Source organism: Telluria antibiotica (assembly GCF_011682055.1).
GTDB classification, from domain to species: Bacteria; Pseudomonadota; Gammaproteobacteria; order Burkholderiales; family Burkholderiaceae_D; genus Telluria; species Telluria antibiotica.
In genome coordinates, this window is sequence record NZ_JAAQOM010000004.1 from 282,672 (window position 1) to 301,283 (window position 18,612).

The 18,612-nt window shown below is 64.8% G+C and carries 23 protein-coding genes; 8 read left to right on the plus strand and 15 right to left on the minus strand.

Features of this window, described 5'->3' with window-relative positions; genetic code table 11:
• Positions 1 to 49: 49 nt before the first annotated feature.
• The 9 genes from HAV22_RS08845 to HAV22_RS08885 form a co-directional block, all read right to left on the minus strand.
• On the minus strand, positions 50 to 772 hold the full coding sequence (locus tag HAV22_RS08845; protein ID WP_166858589.1) for an ABC transporter ATP-binding protein: 723 nt from the start codon (positions 770 to 772) through the stop codon (positions 50 to 52).
• Positions 772 to 1,539, minus strand: a complete 768-nt coding sequence (locus HAV22_RS08850; RefSeq protein WP_166858590.1) for an ABC transporter ATP-binding protein — start codon at positions 1,537 to 1,539, stop codon at positions 772 to 774. The genes HAV22_RS08845 and HAV22_RS08850 overlap by 1 nt, the downstream gene beginning before the upstream one ends.
• Complete coding sequence (locus tag HAV22_RS08855; protein WP_166858592.1) at positions 1,536 to 2,747, minus strand: ABC transporter permease subunit; 1,212 nt, start codon at positions 2,745 to 2,747, stop codon at positions 1,536 to 1,538. Before HAV22_RS08855 ends, HAV22_RS08850 begins: the two co-directional genes overlap by 4 nt.
• A gap of 12 nt (positions 2,748 to 2,759) precedes the next feature.
• Entirely contained in the window at positions 2,760 to 3,689 is a 930-nt protein-coding gene (locus HAV22_RS08860; protein ID WP_166858594.1) for a branched-chain amino acid ABC transporter permease, read from the minus strand.
• Positions 3,690 to 3,818: 129 nt separating this feature from the next.
• The gene (locus HAV22_RS08865; protein WP_166858596.1) at positions 3,819 to 4,361 is read right to left on the minus strand and encodes an adenine phosphoribosyltransferase; all 543 of its coding nucleotides are present in this window, start codon (positions 4,359 to 4,361) and stop codon (positions 3,819 to 3,821) included.
• An 8-nt stretch (positions 4,362 to 4,369) separates the two neighbouring features.
• Complete coding sequence (gene ispH, locus HAV22_RS08870) at positions 4,370 to 5,320, minus strand: 4-hydroxy-3-methylbut-2-enyl diphosphate reductase (RefSeq protein ID WP_208296119.1); 951 nt, start codon at positions 5,318 to 5,320, stop codon at positions 4,370 to 4,372.
• 20 nt (positions 5,321 to 5,340) lie between these two features.
• Positions 5,341 to 5,796: an FKBP-type peptidyl-prolyl cis-trans isomerase gene (locus HAV22_RS08875; protein ID WP_166858599.1), complete on the minus strand. Its 456-nt coding sequence runs from the start codon at positions 5,794 to 5,796 to the stop codon at positions 5,341 to 5,343.
• 122 nt (positions 5,797 to 5,918) lie between these two features.
• Positions 5,919 to 6,626, minus strand: coding sequence for an SDR family oxidoreductase (locus tag HAV22_RS08880; protein ID WP_166858601.1), 708 nt, complete (start codon positions 6,624 to 6,626; stop codon positions 5,919 to 5,921).
• A gap of 99 nt (positions 6,627 to 6,725) precedes the next feature.
• Positions 6,726 to 7,634 (minus strand): LysR family transcriptional regulator, encoded by a 909-nt coding sequence (locus HAV22_RS08885; protein ID WP_166858603.1) that lies wholly within the window; start codon positions 7,632 to 7,634, stop codon positions 6,726 to 6,728.
• Between the two features lie 76 nt (positions 7,635 to 7,710).
• Here HAV22_RS08885 and radC point away from each other — a divergent pair, with 76 nt between their 5' ends.
• From radC to HAV22_RS08915, 6 genes are all read left to right on the plus strand, one after another.
• Positions 7,711 to 8,385 carry a RadC family protein gene (radC, locus tag HAV22_RS08890; RefSeq protein ID WP_166858605.1) on the plus strand — a complete coding sequence of 225 codons (675 nt, stop codon included), beginning with the start codon at positions 7,711 to 7,713 and terminating at the stop codon, positions 8,383 to 8,385.
• Between the two features lie 35 nt (positions 8,386 to 8,420).
• On the plus strand, positions 8,421 to 8,972 hold the full coding sequence (locus HAV22_RS08895; RefSeq protein ID WP_166858606.1) for an NADPH-dependent FMN reductase: 552 nt from the start codon (positions 8,421 to 8,423) through the stop codon (positions 8,970 to 8,972).
• A gap of 168 nt (positions 8,973 to 9,140) precedes the next feature.
• Positions 9,141 to 9,377, plus strand: a complete 237-nt coding sequence (rpmB, locus tag HAV22_RS08900; protein ID WP_025511730.1) for a 50S ribosomal protein L28 — start codon at positions 9,141 to 9,143, stop codon at positions 9,375 to 9,377.
• Positions 9,378 to 9,390: 13 nt separating this feature from the next.
• Positions 9,391 to 9,558, plus strand: a complete 168-nt coding sequence (gene rpmG / locus HAV22_RS08905; protein ID WP_029755886.1) for a 50S ribosomal protein L33 — start codon at positions 9,391 to 9,393, stop codon at positions 9,556 to 9,558.
• A 150-nt stretch (positions 9,559 to 9,708) separates the two neighbouring features.
• On the plus strand, positions 9,709 to 10,845 hold the full coding sequence (locus HAV22_RS08910) for a hypothetical protein (protein WP_166858609.1): 1,137 nt from the start codon (positions 9,709 to 9,711) through the stop codon (positions 10,843 to 10,845).
• A gap of 82 nt (positions 10,846 to 10,927) precedes the next feature.
• The gene (locus tag HAV22_RS08915; RefSeq protein ID WP_166858168.1) at positions 10,928 to 11,206 is read left to right on the plus strand and encodes a hypothetical protein; all 279 of its coding nucleotides are present in this window, start codon (positions 10,928 to 10,930) and stop codon (positions 11,204 to 11,206) included.
• Here the strand turns inward: HAV22_RS08915 and HAV22_RS08920 are convergent.
• The 6 genes from HAV22_RS08920 to HAV22_RS08945 form a co-directional block, all read right to left on the minus strand.
• Positions 11,203 to 11,451, minus strand: a complete 249-nt coding sequence (locus HAV22_RS08920) for a hypothetical protein (RefSeq protein WP_166858610.1) — start codon at positions 11,449 to 11,451, stop codon at positions 11,203 to 11,205. The genes HAV22_RS08915 and HAV22_RS08920 overlap by 4 nt on opposite strands.
• 171 nt (positions 11,452 to 11,622) lie before the next feature.
• Positions 11,623 to 12,834, minus strand: a complete 1,212-nt coding sequence (locus HAV22_RS08925) for a DesA family fatty acid desaturase (RefSeq protein ID WP_166858612.1) — start codon at positions 12,832 to 12,834, stop codon at positions 11,623 to 11,625.
• A 138-nt stretch (positions 12,835 to 12,972) separates the two neighbouring features.
• Positions 12,973 to 14,325 carry a mechanosensitive ion channel family protein gene (locus HAV22_RS08930; RefSeq protein WP_166858614.1) on the minus strand — a complete coding sequence of 451 codons (1,353 nt, stop codon included), beginning with the start codon at positions 14,323 to 14,325 and terminating at the stop codon, positions 12,973 to 12,975.
• Positions 14,326 to 14,334: 9 nt separating this feature from the next.
• Positions 14,335 to 15,630, minus strand: coding sequence for an RsmB/NOP family class I SAM-dependent RNA methyltransferase (locus HAV22_RS08935; RefSeq protein WP_166858616.1), 1,296 nt, complete (start codon positions 15,628 to 15,630; stop codon positions 14,335 to 14,337).
• A gap of 20 nt (positions 15,631 to 15,650) precedes the next feature.
• Positions 15,651 to 16,262, minus strand: coding sequence for a phosphoribosylglycinamide formyltransferase (purN, locus tag HAV22_RS08940; RefSeq protein WP_166858618.1), 612 nt, complete (start codon positions 16,260 to 16,262; stop codon positions 15,651 to 15,653).
• 64 nt (positions 16,263 to 16,326) lie between these two features.
• A complete protein-coding gene (locus tag HAV22_RS08945; RefSeq protein WP_166858620.1) occupies positions 16,327 to 16,776 on the minus strand; it encodes a barstar family protein in 450 nt (149 codons plus the stop codon).
• A 385-nt stretch (positions 16,777 to 17,161) separates the two neighbouring features.
• Between HAV22_RS08945 and HAV22_RS08950 the strand changes: the two genes are divergently transcribed.
• Positions 17,162 to 17,683, plus strand: a complete 522-nt coding sequence (locus HAV22_RS08950) for a glycine zipper 2TM domain-containing protein (protein ID WP_166858622.1) — start codon at positions 17,162 to 17,164, stop codon at positions 17,681 to 17,683.
• Between the two features lie 137 nt (positions 17,684 to 17,820).
• A complete protein-coding gene (locus HAV22_RS08955; protein WP_166858624.1) occupies positions 17,821 to 18,609 on the plus strand; it encodes a class I SAM-dependent methyltransferase in 789 nt (262 codons plus the stop codon).
• Positions 18,610 to 18,612: the final 3 nt, after the last annotated feature.

An 18,612-nucleotide genomic window follows, 5' to 3' on the forward strand; every position in this document is an offset into this window, starting at 1 on the left:
GTAGGGTGGGCACCCTGTGCCCACGCGTAACGCCAACACACCGCGTATGTTACTCCCCGAGATAGGCGGCCTGCACGCGCGGATCGTGCAGCATGTCCTGCGCGTTGCCCGTCATCGTGATCTGGCCCGATTCCATCACGTAGGCCCGATGCGCGGCCTGCAGCGCCAGCTTCGCGTTCTGCTCCACGAGCAGGACCGTGATGCCCTGCCGCGATACGTCGCGGATCACCTCGAAGATCTTCTCGACCATGATCGGGGCGAGGCCCATCGACGGCTCGTCCAGCAGCAGCAAGGTGGGATGGCACATCAGCGCGCGCGCCATCGCCAGCATCTGCTGCTCGCCGCCGGACAACGTGCCGGCCAGCTGGCCGGAGCGCTCCTTCAGGCGCGGGAAGACGGCGTACCACTTGTCGACGTCGGCCTCGATCCCGGCCTTGTCGTTGCGCGTGTACGCGCCCATCAACAGGTTTTCGTGGATCGTCATGCGCGTGAACACGCCGCGGCCTTCCGGTACCATTGCCAACTTCTGCTCGACGAGCTTGAACGACTTGTTCGCATTCAGCGGCTGGCCGAGATAGGCGATCGTGCCCTCGACCTTGCAAGGCGGCAACGTACCCGTGATGGCTTTCAACGTGGTCGTCTTGCCGGCGCCGTTCGCGCCGATCAGGGTGACGAGCTCGCCACGATTCACTTCCAGGTCGATCCCTTTGACGGCCTTGATGCCGCCATACGCCACCTTCAGGCCGGCAATCTTGAGAACATTGTCTGCCATCAGTGGGCACCTCCGAGATAGGCGTCGATGACGGCCTGGTTCTTCTGGATCTCGGCCGGCAGCCCTTCCGCGATCAGCTTGCCGTATTCCAGCACCGAAATGCGGTCGCACAGCCCCATCATGAGTTTCACGTCGTGTTCGATCAGCAGGATCGTCACGCCGGCGCGCTGGATCTTCACGAGCAGTTCGCGCAGCGCGACTTTTTCCGTCGCATTCATGCCGGCCGCCGGCTCGTCCAGCGCCAGCAGCTTGGGCTCCGTCGCCAGCGCGCGCGCGATCTCCAGGCGGCGCTGGTCACCGTACGACAGGAAGCGCGCCGTGCGCTGGCCGAACTGCCCGATGCCGACGAAGTCCAGCAATTCCTGCGCGCGGGCGCGGATCGCCGCTTCTTCGCGACGTGCCGCGCCGTGGCGGAAGACGGCGCCGAACACGCCCTGGCGCGTGCGCACGTGGCGCCCGACCATCACGTTTTCCAGCGCCGACATTTCACCGAACAGGCGGATGTTCTGGAACGTGCGCGCGATGCCGGCCTTCGCGACGGCATGCGGCGCGGACGGCGAATACGGCTTGCCGTCCAGTTCGAACGTGCCCGTGTCCGGTTGATACAGGCCCGTGATCACGTTGAAGAACGTCGTCTTGCCGGCGCCGTTCGGGCCGATCAGGCCATAGATCTGGCCCTTCTCGATCTTGATACCGACGTCCGTCAGGGCCTGCAGGCCGCCGAAGCGCTTGTTGACGCCGGAGATGTTCAGCAGGGTGTCGCTCATGCCTCGTTCTCTTCTTTCTCTTCCTTGGCGATCGCCGCGGCGGGACGATCTTCCTTGATCGGCGAAGGCCACAGGCCGGCCGGACGGTTCAGCATGATCAAGACCATGGCCAGGCCGTACAACAGCTGGCGCAGCACTTCGGCCTCGATGACGACCTTGCCGAACAGCGCCTGCTGCGCGGGCTCGACGACGTGGCGCAGCACTTCCGGCAGCGCGGCCAGCAGCACGCCGCCCATCACGACGCCGGGGATGTGGCCGATGCCGCCCAACACGACCATCGCCAGCACGGCGATCGATTCCGTCAGCGAGAACGATTCCGGCGAGACGAAGCCCTGGAACGCGGCGAACATGGCGCCCGCGACGCCGCCGAACGACGCGCCCATCGAGAACGCGAGCAATTTGACGTTGCGGGTGTTGATGCCCATGGCCTTCGCGGCGATCTCGTCCTCGCGGATCGCGACCCACGCGCGGCCCAGGCGCGAATGCTGCAGGCGGCTCGTCATGAAGATCGACACGATGCACAGCAGCAGGAACAGGAAGTAATACGCGTTCACGGAGGGCATGCCGAAGCCGCCGACGTACACCGTCGCGCGCGAGCCCGCCTCGCCCGCCAGCGACACGCCGAAGATCCGCACGGGATCGATCAGGTTGATGCCTTGCGGACCGTTGGTGAAATTGATCGGATCGTTCAGGTTGTTCATGAAGATCCGGATGATCTCGCCGAAGCCCAAGGTCACGATGGCGAGATAGTCGCCGCGCAGCTTCAACGTGGGCGCACCGAGCAGCGCGCCGAACAACGCGGCCACGAGGCCCGCCAGCGGCACGATGAACCACACGGACAAGTGGATACCGTTCGTGCGCACGTCCTCGCCGAACGTGCGGACGACGGCGTCCTGCAGGTCCGGGTGGTAGTTCACGACGGATTCCAGCAGCGCGGCGAACTGCGGCGACGAGAGCAGGCCCGTCAGGTAGGCGCCCACCGCGAAGAAGGCGATATAGCCCAGGTCCAGCAAGCCGGCGAAGCCGACGACGATGTTCAGGCCGAGCGCCAGCATGATGTACAGCAGCGCCATGTCGATGATGCGCACCCACGAGTTGCCGAACTGCGCGGCGACGAACGGGAACACGGCCATCACGGCCAGCAGCACGGCCACGCTCGTGTACGCCTGGCGCGGCTTGTGCGCCGTGTCGAAAGTCAGGAGAGCCATGGTCCGTTCTCCTTATGCGCGGTCGGCCACGCGCTCGCCCATGATGCCGGAGGGCCGCACGGTCAGCACGAGGATCAGCACGATGAACGCGAAGATGTCCTGGTAATTACTGCCCAGGAAGCCGCCCGTCACGTCGCCGATGTAGCCGGCACCGAGGCTTTCGATGATGCCGAGGACGATCCCGCCGATCATGGCGCCGTAGATATTGCCGATACCGCCAAGCACGGCGGCCGAGAACGCCTTCATGCCCGGTACGGTACCCATCGCGAACTGGATCGACGCATAGTTCGCGCCCCACATCACGCCGGCGACGGCGGCCAGCGCGGCGCCGATGGCGAACGTGGCGACGATCACGCGGTTCGAATCGACGCCCATCAGGCCGGCCACGCGCGGATTCTCGGCGACGGCGCGCATCGCACGTCCCATGCGGGTTTTCTCGACGAGGAACACGAGGCCGACCATCGCGGCGGCGGCCAGCACGAGCAGCAGCACCTGCGTGTGCGAGATGACGGCGCCCGCGATCGAGATCGGATCGGACGACAGCAGTTGCGGGAACGGCAGCGGGCTGCGGCCCCAGATCATCATGGCGAACGTCTGCAGCAGGATCGACACGCCGATGGCGGTGATCAGCGGCGCCAGGCGCGGCGCGTTGCGCAAGCGGCGGTAGGCGACGCGTTCGATGAGAATGTTCACGAGCACCGCGACGGGAATCGCGCCGACGATGGCGATGGCGAGCTGCACGCCGCCCGGCAGGCCGGGCACGACGCTGTCCAGCAGCTTCAGGATCGACAGGCCGACCATGGCGCCGATCATCAGCACGTCACCGTGCGCGAAGTTGATGAGGTTGAGAACGCCGTAGACCATCGTGTAGCCGAGCGCGACGAGCGCATACATGCTGCCCAGCACCAGCCCGTTCAGGATCTGTTGGACAAAAGTTTCCATGCTTGTGGGGTTTCCTTTCCAACTAACAAAAACGGCACCCGGGGTACGAGTGCCGCTAGTCAAGCAACATAATTCCGAGTGTCATCATATCATCGGAAAATGGATGAGTTGCCCGAATTTTCACATCGCTTACACGTCGCGCAGCGTCACCACCGGCATCGTCAGGTCGCGCTTGTCCTTGAAGAACGCCACGTCGAACAGCGCGGCTGCGCCCACGACGTCCTTGCCGACGCGGCGCAGCAAAGTGGCGGCCGCCTCGATCGTGCCGCCCGTGGCCAGCACGTCGTCGACGATCAGCACGCGATTGCCCTTGATGCGCTCGGGCTGGATCTCGATCGTCGCGCTGCCGTATTCGCGGCGGTAGTCGATGGCGATCGCCTCGCCGGGCAGCTTGCCGGGCTTACGGGCCATCGCGAAGCCGATCCCGCGCCGGTACGCGAGCGCGCCCGCGAGCATGAAGCCGCGCGCGTCCATCGCGAGGAGGAAGTCGGCGTCCAGGTGGGCCGTGCACTCCGTCAGCGCGTCGACGGCAAGCTGCCAGTGGTGCGGGTTGTCGAACACGCAGCCGACGTCGATGAAGTTGACGCCCGGTTCCGGATAGTCCTGGAAGAATTCCAGCGGAATGGCGGCGAAATCGGCGGGCGCGCTCTGGCGCAGGTCGAATACGTTCATCGGATCGATCAGGCCGCGGCGTTCGCCTTGCCGCCGTCCAGGCCCTTCGGGAGCGGGAACGTAACGTGTTCCTCCACGCCCTCGAGCGCACGCACGCTGGCGGCGCCCAGGTCCTTCAAGCGTTCGATGACGGCCTGCACGAGCACTTCCGGCGCCGATGCGCCGGCCGTGACGCCGATGCGCTTCTTGCCTGCGATCCACGCGGGGTCGATACCGGCCGCATTGTCGACCATGTACGCGGGCGTGCCCTTCTTTTCCGCCACTTCGCGCAGGCGGTTCGAGTTCGAGCTGTTCGGGCTGCCGACGACGATCACCACTTCCACCTGCGGCGCCATGAATTTCACGGCTTCCTGGCGGTTCGTCGTCGCGTAGCAGATGTCGCCCTTCTTCGGCTCGACGATGTTCGGGAAGCGCGCCTTCAGCGCCGCGATGATCTCGGCCGTGTCGTCGACGGACAGCGTGGTCTGCGACACGTAGGCCAGCAGGTCCGGATTGGCGACGTTCAGTTTTGCCACGTCGTCGACCGTCTCGACGAGGTGCATGCCCTCTTCCGCCTGGCCCATCGTGCCTTCGACTTCCGGGTGGCCCGCGTGGCCGATCATGACGATCTCGGCGCCCTGCTTGCGCATCTTCGCCACTTCCACGTGGACCTTGGTCACCAGCGGGCACGTGGCGTCATAGACCTTCAGGCCGCGCGACTCGGCTTCCTCGCGCACGGCCTTCGACACGCCGTGCGCGGAAAACACGAGCGTGTTCCCGGCCGGGACGTCGTCCAGGTCCTCGATGAAGATGGCGCCCTTGTTGCGCAGGTCGCTGACGACGTAGGCGTTGTGGACGATCTCGTGGCGCACGTAGATCGGCGCGCCGAACTGCTGCAGGGCGCGTTCGACGATCTCGATTGCGCGGTCGACGCCGGCGCAGAAACCGCGCGGCTGGGCTAACAGGATCTCGTTTTCCATGATTCGTGTCGGGGCTGTGGTCAGAGTACGGAAATCAGCTGGACTTCGAACTTGAGCGCCTGGCCCGCCAGCGGATGGTTGAAGTCGAACACGGCGTCGTTCGCGCGCATCTCGCGCAGCACGCCGGCGAAGCGGCCGCCGCCCGGGGCGCGGAAGTCGACGAGATCACCGACCTGGTAATCGGCGTCCGGTTCCGAATTCTCGTCCAGCGTCTTCTTCGTCACGACCTGGATCAACTCGGGATTGCGTTCGCCGAACGCCTCGGATGGCGTCAGGTCGAACGTCGTATGCGAGCCTTCCGCGAGGCCGAGCAGGCGCTGCTCCAGGAACGGGGCGAGCTGACCCTGGCCCAGCAACAAGGTGGCCGGGGTGCTGGCAAAGGTCGTGACGAGGTCCGTACCATCGGCAGTGGCAAGGCGGTAATGCAGGGTCAGGTACGACGATTCGGTGACGATAGGAGCGTTGGAGGAAGACATTCGCGTGTTCGGTTGACGTGCAAACCGCTATTGTAAGCCACCCGTGCCGCTCCCGCCCGGGCCGGCGCCGTTTCCGCCCCCGATTTGTCCCGTTGCTGTCGTGGGCGGGAAACGGTCGGGCGTCAGCGGCGCAGCTTCCAGCCGCCGTCCACGTCGATCACGGTGCCGGTGATGAAAGTATTGCTAGCCAACATGACAATGACCTCGGCCACGTCCGCGGGCGTGCCCACGCGCCCGGCGGGCACGGCGGCGCCCATCTCTTCGAACAGGCGGCTGCGCTGGGCGTCCGGTACGCGGTGCCACCAAGGCGTGTCGATGACGCCCGGCGCCACCATATTGACGCGCAGCGGCCGCAGTTCCGACGCCACGATCGGCAACATGGCTTCCAGCGCGCCGTTGATGGCGGCGAGGCCGGCCGTCCCCGGTTGCTGGGCGCGGGCGGAAATGGCGCCGACGAGCGTCGCGGAACCGCCGGCCGCGATGTGGGCAAGGCTGGCCTGCAGCACGTTCAGCTGGGGCCAGAACTTGCCGTCGAAGCCCGCGCACAAGTCGTCCAGCGCCAGGTCGCGGAACGTGCCGGCCCCGGCCGCGCCGGACGCGCACACGACCAGGTGCTCGAACGGCCCGTGCTCGGCAAAGAACGCGTCGCACTGCGCGCGCACGCCCGCGTCGAGCTGCGCGAAGCGCACGCCGGGCACGTCGAGGGCGGCGCCCTTCGCGGCGTCGCGGCCCGTCACGGTCACGCGGGCGCCTTGTGCGGCGAAGCGGCGTGCGCTCTCCAGGCCGATGCCCGACGTGCCGCCGATGACGATGATGCGCTGGTCTTTCATGATCTGCCTTTCAGTGTTGGTTGCGATGCATGGCAGTGTAGGCGTGGCCGCCTGGCGGCGGAAATCGTATCCGCCGATACGACCCATCGGCCGCGCCGATCAGGTGGCGACGTGCACGACCTGCTCACGCAGCCAGGCCAGCGCCGGGTCGGCGTGGAAGCGAGGATGCCAGGCCGCGTACAGCGAAAAGCCCCTCGCGTCGAACGGCAGCGGCATGGTATCGAGCACGTCGGCATGCAGCGCGGCCAGGCGCGACGGCACCGTGGCCACGTGATCGGACCGGCTCAGCAGGTCCGGCACGAGCGCGAACGATTGCACGGACAGCACGACGTTGCGGCTGCGGCCCAGCGCCTGCAGGTGCTCGTCCATGAAGCCATGCAGGCTGCCGCCGCTCGTCGAGACGAGGATATGGCGCAGTCCGCAGTAGCCGTCCAGGTCGGGCGGCAACGGGCCGCGCGGATGGCCCTTGCGCTGGACCATGACGAAGTGTTCGTCGAACAGCAGGCGCGCGCGCAGGTGTGGAGGCACCATGCGTTCCGAGCCGATCAAGAGGTCGACCTCGCCTTCCTGCAACTGCGTCGCGATGCGCGCACCGTCGGCCATGCGGAACGCGAGCCGCACGCCGGGGCCCGCGGCCTGCGCCAGCCGGCCCGCCAGCGGCAGGCCCAGCACGGCCGTCGACAGATCGCTGGCGGCGACCTGGAACGTGCGCTGCGCCGTGGCGGCGTCGAATAGCGCGGGGCCGCGCACGATACCCGCGAGCTGCTCGAGCGCGGCGCGCACGGGCGCCGCGAGCTCGAGCGCTCTGGCCGTCGGCGTCATCCCGCGCCCGTTATCGGCCGGCACCAGCAGCGGGTCGTGGAACAGCTGGCGCAGGCGCGCAAGCTGGCCGGACACGGCCGATTGGCTCAGGTGCAGCCGCTGGGCGGCGCGGGTCACGTTCGCCTCTGTCAGCAAGGCATCGAGCGTGACGAGCAGGTTCAGGTCGAAGGCGCGCAAATCGTTCATGCGGCTATTATTGCGCAAGCCCAAGAGACTGCCTTGCCGCCGCGCGAATAATGCACGGTCGCACAGGGAGGCATCGATGGGTATCGAAGACTGGCCAGAACAGACCCGGCCGCGCGAACGGCTCGTGCGCGAAGGGGCGCAAGCGTTGTCCGATCCGGAACTGCTGGCGCTGCTGCTGCGCGTGGGCGTGCGCGGCAAGAGTGCGGTGGAACTGGGCCGCGACATCCTTCGACACTTCGGTTCGCTGCACGGCCTGTTCGGTGCCACGCTGGACGATTGCGCCGAAGTGCACGGCCTCGGCATGGCGAAATATGCGCAGCTGCAGGCCGTGATGGAACTGGCCCGGCGCGCCATCGCCGAGCAGTTGCAGGCGGGCGAAGCGTTCGGCTCGCCCGAGCTGGTGAAACGCTATCTGCGCATCAAGCTGGGTGGCCAGCGCCACGAGTCGTTCGTCGTGCTCTTCCTCGACGTCAAGAACCGCCTGATCGCCGACCGCGAACTGTTCCGCGGCACGCTCACGCACACGAGCGTATACCCGCGCGAAGTCGTCATCGAAGCGCTGTCGTACAACGCGGCCGGCGTGATCCTCGCGCACAACCACCCATCCGGCTTGCCTGAGCCGAGCGAGGCCGACCTGCGCCTGACGGGCGCGCTCGTCCAGGCCCTGAACCTCGTGGACATCCGGGTGCTCGACCATTTCATCGTGGCAGGGCCGCTCGTGCATTCCTTCGCGGAGCATGGCCAGATCTGAGCTAGCATGGCTGTTTTAACAAAAGCCATGAGCCCATGTCCCTCCGGATTCTCGCCCTCTGTGGGAGCCAGCGCGCCCGTTCGCTGACTGCCGGCCTGCTGCGCGCCTGCCAACGCCTCGCCCCCGCCGGCGTCGCCATCGACTGTTTCGAGCAGCACAAGGATTTCCCCCTGTTCAATCCCGAACGGACCGACGTGCCGCCCGGCGTGCTGGCCCTGCAGGACGCCATTACGGCCGCCGACGCCCTCCTCATCGCGAGTCCCGAGTACGCGCACGGCGTCACGGGCACGATCAAGAACACGCTCGACTGGGTCGTCAACCATGCCCCGTTCGCGGGCAAGCCCGTTGCCGTGCTGAACCCGTCCTACCAATCGTTCCACGCGGACGAGGCGCTGAAGGAGACGCTGCGGACGATGTCGGCCGACCTCGTCCTCGATGCCTGCCTGCGCATCCCCGTCATCGGTTCCGGTGCCGATCCCGACCGGATCCACGACATCCCCCGCTTCGCCGTATCGATCTCGGCCGCGCTGCGGGCACTCATCGCGCATGCCGAACGCACGGCCGGGGCCCGGCCCACGGCGGAATAACGGTGTGTAAACAGGACCTTACAGCACAAACATTGCGAAAATTCACGATTGTAAAATCGATTGAGTTTATCTGGACACAATTTTTTTCCGCAAGTTGTTGATTACGCGACGATTTTCAAGCTATACTCTCGTTTTTCCGATTGTGGAAGTTTATTCAAGGAGTGCGCTATGGCACGTGTTTGCCAAGTTACTGGCAAGGGTCCGATGGTTGGCAACAACGTCTCCCACGCCAACAACAAAACCAAGCGTCGTTTTCTGCCGAACCTGCAGAACCGCCGTATCTTCGTAGAATCCGAAAACCGCTGGGTCTCCCTGCGTATTTCGAACGCCGGCCTGCGCGTCATCGACAAGCTCGGCATCGACGCTGTGCTGGCCGATATGCGCGCCCGCGGCGAGAAAATCTAATTAGGGAGTCATCATGGCAAAAACTGGCCGCGACAAGATCAAACTGGAATCGACCGCAGGTACCGGTCACTTCTACACCACGACCAAGAACAAGCGCACGATGCCGGCGAAGATGGAAATCACCAAATTCGACCCGAAAGCTCGCAAGCACGTGGTCTACAAAGAAACCAAGATCAAGTAATCTGGTTTTTTTCAAAAAAGCCGCCCACTTCACCGTGCGCGGCTTTTTGTTTTTCTGAGCCATTGAGCGGGATCATTCGATCCTCAATTTACAGCATTTCCACCGCGGCGGCCTGGCTATAGTCGAACGTCCTCCCCGCTGGAGAAACGCATGATGTGGCGCTCCCGACTGTCGTTCCTGTCCGTCCTCGGCCTCCTCGCCGCCTGCGCCACTCCCTACCGCCCCGCCGTCGTCGTGCACGACAGCGCGACCTTTCCCGGCATTGCGGGCATCGTTGCGGTCGCAGGCAGCCGGCCCGTCGACGTGCTCCTCGTCCACGGCATGTGCACGCACGACAGGGCCTGGGCCGAGCACCAGATCGACCGCATCGCGGGCATCGTCGCGGACCATGCGCCGGCCGCCTCCGCCACCGCGCGCGCGCCCGCGCCCGCGCGCATCGAGGTGGTGGAAAGCACGCGCCGGCTGGCAGGCGGCACGGTGCGCTTTCACGCCCTCGTGTGGTCGCCGCTGACGGCGCCGTTGAAGCACCAGCTCGACTTCGACCTGACGGGCAGACCGACGGATTGCGCGGGCGCAGGCGCCTGCAAGCCCAGGCGCGCCGCGCTGAACGCCTACGTCAAGGTCAATCTGCTGGACGATTGCCTGGCCGACGCCGTCATCTACGAAGGCGAAAGCCATGTGGCGATCCGCGATGCCATGGTCCGGACGATCGCCCAGGTGATCGCGAACGATCCGGACAGCGAAGCGCCGCTCGTCGTCGTCGCGGAAAGCCTGGGCAGCAAGATGCTGTTCGACGCGCTCAGCGCGATGCTGGAATCGTGGCAGCCGCAGACCCGGGCGCTGGGCCAGCAGGCGGCGCGCCGGCTCGGGTTGCTGTTCATGGCCGGCAACCAGTTGCCCATTCTCGGCCTCGCGGAGCAATCGGGCGGCGCGGGCGGCGTGGGCGGGATGGGCGGGATGAGCGGAATAGGCGCGATTCCCGTGCAGGACTCCCTGCAGCATTTCCTCGACTTGCGCCGGCGCCAGCCCAATCGCCGCGCGGAAGCGCTGCAGCGGCTGGCCGTCGTCGCGTTTACCGATCCGAACGACCTGCTGTCCTATCGCCTGCTGCCCGCTCGCTACGCGGCGCCGGACGTGGCCGTGGCGGACGTCCTCGTGTCGAACGACAGGACGTGGCTGGGATGGATCGAGAATCCGCTGACGGCGCACCTGGACTATCTGGCGAACCCGGACGTGGCGACCATGGTCGCGTGCGGCTTCCCGTCGTCCGCCATCTGCCCCCGTTAGCCCGACAGGCTGCCGTGCGCTCGCGGGCGCGACATGCGCGTACAGTCGGATGACCGGCAACAGGCCGGAAAGCGAGAGCGCCATGAAAGAATCCAGACCCTCCAACACATTCCGCGGCCTGCCGCTCACGCCGGAACAGGATAGCGAGATCCGTCACTACATCCACACCAGGGAACGCAACGGCGCCCAGTGGGACACGCCCGAACTCGCCGCCATGCTGGCCGACATGCTCGATCCGCCCGAACTGGCCATCGAAGAGCGCCAGTCGATCGACGATTGCACGCGGACCGAACACGCGACGGCATTGGAAGGCGCGGACGCCGAATCCCCGCCGTCCACCGCCGGACGCGACGCGACCTAGGCAGGCTCCTGGGGCTCCGTACCGTCCTGCGGGGACGGCGTGATGGCCTCTGAAATGGATTGCTCCGGGCTGAGCCGGCGACGAAGCGTGGGCTGGGTGAGCACCCTGCAGATGACATGCGGCGGAACGCGCTTGTGTTCCATGTAACGTTGGGCGACGTCGGCGTTGCGGACAGCAAGAATGTTCATGCCACGCGCCACGGCGTTGGCGGTCACTTCATCTAAACGGCGCTGACGTTCCTGCATGACAGATTCCTCCGGTTCCGGCCGCACACTCTTCCCACGCGGCGATCATACGCGCGCACGCTGCGATGCGCCACGCTGTTGCCGGCGCCCCCCCTTCACGCTCCACAAAAGAAAACACCCCTGCGCGAGGGGTGTTCAAAAGCCGGCCGGACCGGCGTCGTTCGTGATTGCTTACGCGTAGCTGCGCAGGCGCATCGAGAACTCTTGCAGCGACTTGATGCCCGACGCTTCGGCACGGGCACACCAGTCCTGCAGCTGGTGCAGCAGCTGGTCGCGGGTCGAGTGCGAGCGTTCCCAGATCGCGCCCAGTTCCACGCGCATTTCGTGCATCGTTTCCAGGACTTTGCTGTGCTGGAACAGCTCGACCAGCTGGGCCTGTTGCGGCGCCTGCAGCTTGGCCGGCTCGCGCTGCATCAGCTTGCGCGAGCTCTTCAGGAAGCGCGATTCCAGCTCGGCCTTTTGCTTCAGGTGCTCCACTTCTTCACGGAACGCATGCTTGACGGACTTGGCGTACTTCGCCATCACGTCGTAGCGGTTGGCGATGACGGCCTGCAGGGTGTCGAAGTCCGCTTCCTGTTTGTTCTTTTGCAGGCGCGGCTTCGGGATGGTTTTCTTGACCTTGGCCAGGCCCACCATTTCCATCATGCGGATATACGCCCAGCCGATGTCGAATTCGTACCACTTGCTCGACAGCTTGGCCGACGTGGCGAACGTATGGTGGTTGTTGTGCAGTTCTTCGCCGCCGATGAGGATGCCCCACGGCAGGACGTTCGTCGCCGCGTCGTTGCAATCGTAGTTGCGGTAGCCCCAGAAGTGGCCGATGCCGTTGATGATGCCGGCCGCCGTGATCGGGATCCACAGCATCTGCACGGCCCAGATCGTGATGCCGATCACGCCGAACATCGCGACGTTCAGCGGCAGCAGCATCGACACGCCGAGCCAGCTGTACCGCGTGTACAGCTTGTTCTCGATCCAGTCGTTCGGGCAGCCGTGGCCGTATTTGTCCAGGGTTTCCTGGTTCTTCGTTTCGACGCGGTACAGTTCCGCGCCTTCGAGCAACACCTTCTTGATGCCGTGCGTGACCGGGCTGTGCGGGTCTTCCACGGTCTCGCACTTGGCGTGGTGCTTGCGGTGCACGGCCGCCCATTCCTTCGTCACCTGGCCCGTGGTCAGCCACAGCCAGAAACGGAAGAAATGGCTGGCGATCGGGTGCAGGTCCAGCGCGCGGTGCGCCTGGTGGCGGTGCAGGTAGATCGTCACGCCGGCGATCGTGATGTGCGTGACGACCAGCGTGTACACGACCATCTGCCAAACCGAGAGGTCGAACAGACCGCCGTCCAGGAAGGACAGCACGGCGTGCAAGGTGTTGCTCAAGAAATTCATCGAGACTCCACTAAGGATGACTAGGGTAGTGCTGTTCTTTCTATGGAACAGTCGCTATGACAAAACGTCACGCGTTGGTGCGTGACGCAAACGGGTATTTTACGCGTAACGCGTGCCGCACGGCACGTATTGACGCAATCAAGACGCACCCGGCTGGGAATTCTGCGTCGGCTGCGTGATTCGCGCCACAACCGATGCTATATGGGAGTCGAGGAGACGAGTATCAATGGATGGAAAGCCTAATTTGACGGTACCGGCCTGCACCAGCGCGTAAATCTTTTTATTGATTTCTGAAACGACACCGCCCTGCCCGTTTTCCGGATCGGCAATCCAGAACCCCAGGTCGAGCTCATAGCCATCCGGGCCGAATCGCGTCAGCGAGATGCCGGGCGCAGGCTCTTCCAGCACGCGCGGCGTGCCCACGGCTTGCGCGATCAGCAACGGCATCACCTCATCCAGGTCGGAGCCATAGGCCAGGGTCACTTTCGTCGACGCCCGCACCCTTGGCGTCGTCAGCGACTGGTTCTGCACGGGGCCCGAAATCAGCAATTCGTTCGGCAACACGGTCTCGACGCCGTCGAGCCCCTGCAACACCGTGTAGCGCGTGTTGATCTGCGTGACTTTACCGGTAAAGGTGCTGACCGAGATCATGTCGCCGATCGACAGGCTGCGCTCGAGCAGGATGATGAAGCCGGACACGTAGTTGCTGGCGATCCGCTGCATGCCGAGACCGAGGCCGACACCCAATGCGCCGCCGAACACGGAGAGCACGGTGAGATCGATGCCGACGAGATTCAGGCTCAGCAGCACGGCGCCGACGATCAGGAACGCGCGACCCAGGCGCGCCAGCGCCACGCGCAGCGAGCTGTGCAGCGCATGCACGCCCATCAACCGCTCTTCCAGCGCGGCACCGGCCCACAAGGCCAGCATCAGCGCCACGACGATGGATGCAACGGCCTGCAGGATGTCGGCCAACGTGACGCTGTTCGATTTCTTCGGGCCGAACTGGATCTTGTAGCTGTCGAGAAAATCGAAGATATCCGGCCACAAGCCCGTGATGTACAGCACGACGGCGAGCCAGGCGACCAGCGCGAAGATCTTCTCGAACGTGACGAGCGCCTGCCCCAGCTGCCCGCGCCGCGCGAACACGCGGCGCAACAGGTAGAACACGAGGCGGATCGCGGCCAGCGACCAGAACACGGGAATCGCCACCTTGACGATATTCGTGTGGAAGTGGCTTTTGGTCAGGAGGAATTGCGTCAGATACAGCAAGCTGACGACGAGCAACGGCGCCACGACGCGGGTAAAGCTTTCGACACCCGTATGCAACAGGCTGCCGGCCTCGCCGCGGCGACGGTTCCACCATATGCGGACCACTTGCGCGCTGAGCCAGCCGAACAGGATGCTGGCGATGATCGCCCCGACCTGCCACGGCATGCCGGGGCGGCTCAGGTCGTCGAGCAGATCGTAGATCAGGCTGGTCAGCGGCATCGTCCTTTATTACTCGGCAGCGTCGTCGGATTCGTCGGCAACGGGCTTGGCAGGCGCGGCCTTGCGCTCCAGCACGGCGGCAAAGAAGCCGTCCGTGCCGTGCTTGTGCGGCAGCATCTTCAGGTAGTCGCCCATGTCCAGCGGGATGCGCTGTTCAGCCAGGACCTTGTGCATCGGCAGCAGTTCAAAATCCGGGTGCGACGCCAGGAAGCCTTGCACGATGCCGTCGTTTTCCTCGTCCAGCAGGCTGCACGTCGCGTAGACGAGGCGGCCGCCGAATTTCACGAGGCGCGCGGCGCCGTCCAGGATCGAGGCCTGCTTTTCCGTCAGCTCGGCGATGCCCTCGGCCTGCTGGCGCCATTTCACGTCCGGGTTGCGGCGCAGCGTGCCCATGCCGGAACACGGCGCATCGACGAGCACGCGGTCGATCTTGCCGGCCAAACGCTTCACTTTCGAATCGCGTTCGTGCGCGATGACGACGGGATGCACGTTCGACAGTCCGCTGCGCGCCAGGCGCGGCTTGAGCTTGGTCAGACGCTTTTCCGACACGTCGAACGCATACAGGCGGCCCGTATTGCGCATGATGGCGCCAATGGCCAGCGTCTTGCCGCCCGCGCCGGCGCAAAAGTCGACGACCATCTCGCCGCGGCGCGCGCCCAGCAGCTGGGCCAGCACCTGGCTGCCCTCGTCCTGCACCTCGATCGCGCCTTCCTTGAACAGCGGCAGGTTTTGCAGCGCCGGTTTCTTCCAGATGCGCAGGCCCAGTGCCGAATACGGGGTCGGCTCGGCCGCGATGGGGGCCGTCGCCAGTTCGGCGATGACCTTGTCGCGATCGGTCTTCAGCGAGTTGACGCGCAGGTCCAGCGGCGCCGGCGTGTTCAGCACGGCGGCCAGGGCCAGGGTTTCTTCCTCGCCGTACTGGGCGACGAATTTGTCGTACAGCCAGTCCGGCAGGTTCGCCAGCTTCTTCGGCGGCAACAGCGAACGATCGATGTCCTTGATGCGCGCCAGGAAAGCGACTTCGTCTTCCGTCAGGCCCCCCAGCGAGTCCGCGCCGATGGCTTCCGCCATGCCCAGCAGGGTGAGGCGGCGCATCGTCGCGCCAGTGCCGGCGAAATCGGTGAAGAAGGATTTATGGCGCAGTACTGCGTAGACGCATTCGGCGATGGCGCCGCGTTCGCGCCCGCCCAGGCGGGGATGGTCCTTGAAGTAGCGCGACAGGGTGACGTCGGCCGGGGACATAAAGCGCAGGATCTCGCGCAATACTTCTTCCGCATTGCCGAGTATCGCGGGTGGCAATCTCATGGTGTTCCTTGGAAATAAAATCAGGGGGTCGCGGCGATCCGGACCTCGCCGCCTTCGATGCTGAGCCTGTCTTCGATGAACAGGCGCACCGCTTGCGGATAAATGACGTGTTCCTCCGCCAGCAGGCGTTCCGCCAGGCTGTCTTCCGTGTCGCCCGGCAGCACGGGAATGCGCGCCTGGATCACGGCCGGGCCATGGTCCAGCTCGGCGGTGACGAAGTGCACGGTCGCGCCGTGTTCCTCGACACACGCGTCCAGCGCCTGCCGGTGCGTGTGCAGGCCAGGGAACAGCGGCAGCAGCGACGGGTGGATGTTCAGCATGCGGCCCGCGTAATGCTCGACGAACGGCGCCGTCAGGATGCGCATGAAGCCGGCCAGCACGACGAGATCCGGTTCGAACCGGTCGATCGTGGCTTGCAGGGCGGCGTCGAACGCGTCTCGGGTCGGGAATTCCTTGTTGGGCACGACGGCGGTCGGAATGCCGTGGCTTTGCGCAAATTCGAGGCCTTTGGCGTCCGGCTTATTGCTGATCACGGCGGCGATGCGGGCCGGCCAGGCTTCGGCCTGCTGCGCACGCACGATGGCTTCCATGTTGCTGCCGCGGCCAGAAATAAGGATCACGATATTTTTCATAAGCGCGCATTGTAACCCGAGCCGGTGGGCGGGCCCAAGGAAGCAAATGGCGGCAACGCCGCGCTTACTTGAAGGCGTGGGGCCCCACCCAGCCCACGGGTTGGGGCGCTTGCGGCTCTTCGAAGGAATAAAACACGCGGAACGGGACTTTTTTCTCGGCCCAGAATTCGGCTGCGTCGCGGAATACGTCGAGCAGGGTTTCGCGGGCTTCCTTGTCGAATTTTTGCGTATTCGGCAATTGGTCCAGCACGGCGATGAAGCCCGGTTGCGGCCCGGCGCCGGCGATGACTTCGGTCAGGCAGTTGCGCAGCGCGTCGAAATTCTTGCTGCACGGCTTGGGGAAAAAGAATTGCTCGCCGATGCGGGCACAAACTTGCTGCTTCGTCAGCGCGTTGGTGCACAGCGCATAGAGAAAGTGATGACCCATGCGCATCGCCTCCTTCTGCAGCTCCGGTGCACGGTAAGCGCGGATGGACTGCACAAGATTCGGCGGTACTCTCGTCAACAAACTCATTTTTTCCTCAAGTCACCCAGTCTGGTTCTGCTGCTCCAGGCGCGGTGTTGTGGAAGCGGCGGGCTTGTTCGCTTTCTCCTGGTCTCGTTTCTACGCGCCAATAAAACCCCAAGTCTCCTAAGGGTAACGTTTTGTGGTAAGCGAATCAACCCGAATATGGACGAGCCCGCCATATTTGTAAAAAAAGACGAGTTTTTTCATCCATTGTTGGCGGTTTTTCCACGCTTTTCTACTCTGAACAACCGGTTTCGACGGGTATACCTGCTGTTACATTTTGTTGCCACACGGATCGTAAACAATGACCAACTGGCGCTAAGATTCCATCATGGCGAATCGCCCTGACGACTACAACCGACCTGCAGCACCACCAGAACGAGGTATTACCATGAAATTCAATGCCAAACTGATTCTCTCCGCGATGGGCGTGTGCGCCCTGCCGCTGGCCCACGCCCAGACTGGCGATTTCGAAGACTTCGGCCGCGTGGTGCGTGTCCAGCCGCGCATCGAGCAAGTGCGTACGCCGCGCCAGGAATGCCGTACCGACTACGTCCAGACACCGGTCCAGCAGCAGCGCAGCCAGGCCGGCACGGTCATCGGCGGCATCGCCGGCGCCCTGCTGGGCAGCCAGGTGGGCCATGGCAACGGCAAGGTGGCTGCGGCCGCCGCGGGCGCGATCGCGGGCGGCATGGTCGGCGACAACGTCGACAACAATGGCCGCGACTACGGTCCGCAAGTGCAGGAACAGGCCGTGCAGCGCTGCCGCACCGTCGACTCCATCCAGGAGCGCACGAACGGCTACGACGTGACCTACGATTACCGCGGCCATACCTATACGACAGTCATGAACCGCGACCCGGGCAACCGCGTGCGCCTGCGCGTGTCGGTCGCACCGGACCAGTACCAGTAACCTTCACACTTCCGGTGCGGGGGACGCCCCCCCTTCTCCGCACCGTCGGCTCCTCCGCAGCGTCTGCTGCCATCCACGGCGCTTCTTGCGCTGTGGATTGACGCCACCGATAATAGGATGTTCCCTTCGCACATCCTATGCTCATCAAACGCAAATCCATCGAACAGGCCGAATCGTCGCGCCGTCCCGCCCGCAAGCCCAAGTTTGCGCCCGTCACCCTGTCCGAACAGGACGGTGTGCGCTTCCTCCATTTCGGCACCGAATGGATCCAGGGCGCCATGCGCATCCGCAAGCCGGACTGGCCGGAACTCGAATACGCCCAGCAGATGATGGCCTGGATGCTGTTCGTCGACGACCCGCAAGCTATCGTCCAACTGGGCCTCGGCGCCGCAGGTTTGACCAAGTTCTGCTATCGCCAGTTCCCGCAGGCGCACGTGACGGCCGTCGAACTGAATCCGGCCGTGATCTCGATCTGTAACGCGATGTTCAAGCTGCCGCCGGAAGACGAACGCCTGCGCGTGCTCGAGATGGACGCGATGGATTTCGTGCTGGACGATGCCCACCACGACGCGATCGACGTACTGCAATGCGACTTGTACGACGCCACCGCGCGCGGCCCCGTGCTGGACACGCCCGAGTTCTACCAGGCGTGCAATGCGTGCCTGACGGACCGCGGCGTCATGACCGTCAACCTGTTCGGCGACCACCCGAGCTTCGGCAAGAACATCAAGGCGATGCGCTTCGCGTTCGGGCACGTGATCTGCCTGCCCGAAGTCCACGACGGCAACGTCGTCGCGCTGTGCTTCAAGACGAAGCCGGATCTCGACAAAGACCGTCTCGCCGCGCGCGCCGCGCAGATCGTGGCGGCGACGAAGCTGCCCGCGAAGTCCTGGGTCAAGGGCATCCTTGCTCCCGCCGCGAACTGACGC